General features: G+C 48.2%; 4 tRNA genes. All 4 read left to right on the forward strand.

From position 1 onward, the window contains the following. Nucleotides 1–5: 5 nt before the first annotated feature. The 4 genes from AE2B122_RS17060 to AE2B122_RS17075 all read left to right on the forward strand — a co-directional run bounded on the left by AE2B122_RS17060 (nucleotide 6) and on the right by AE2B122_RS17075 (nucleotide 426). Nucleotides 6–81 (forward strand) — tRNA-Val (locus tag AE2B122_RS17060). A gap of 96 nt (nucleotides 82–177) precedes the next feature. Next, nucleotides 178–253: transfer RNA gene (locus tag AE2B122_RS17065), tRNA-Thr, on the forward strand. Between the two features lie 8 nt (nucleotides 254–261). Further along, a tRNA-Tyr gene (locus tag AE2B122_RS17070) sits at nucleotides 262–347 on the forward strand. Between the two features lie 5 nt (nucleotides 348–352). After that, a tRNA-Gln gene (locus tag AE2B122_RS17075) sits at nucleotides 353–426 on the forward strand. Nucleotides 427–515: the final 89 nt, after the last annotated feature.

Genomic DNA, 515 nt, shown 5'->3' on the forward strand with positions numbered 1-515 from the left:
AAGCTGGAGGATTAGCTCAGCTGGGAGAGCATCTGCCTTACAAGCAGAGGGTCGGCGGTTCGAGCCCGTCATCCTCCACCACTTGTTTTTAAAAAAGTTAACAAAACGTGTTGACAAGTTATTTGAATGATGATATGATATCATTCGTGACGTTCGAGTCAATCAATTAAACAGCTTGCCGGTCTAGCTCAATTGGTAGAGCAACTGACTTGTAATCAGTAGGTTGGGGGTTCAAGTCCTCTGGCCGGCACCACTCATGTTGGAGGGATAGCGAAGTTGGCCAAACGCGGCGGACTGTAAATCCGCTCCCATCGGGTTCGTAGGTTCGAGTCCTACTCCCTCCACCATTTATTGGGCTATAGCCAAGCGGTAAGGCAACGGGTTTTGGTCCCGTGATCGTTGGTTCGAATCCAGCTAGCCCAGCCATTTACTTCTTTTCAATAGAATGTTTTTGAGCCATTAGCTCAGTTGGTAGAGCATCTGACTTTTAATCAGAGGGTCGAAGGTTCGAGTCC

The sequence above is a fragment of the Terribacillus sp. AE2B 122 genome (genome assembly GCF_902497585.1).
Classification (GTDB): domain Bacteria; phylum Bacillota; class Bacilli; order Bacillales; family Amphibacillaceae; genus Terribacillus; species Terribacillus saccharophilus_A.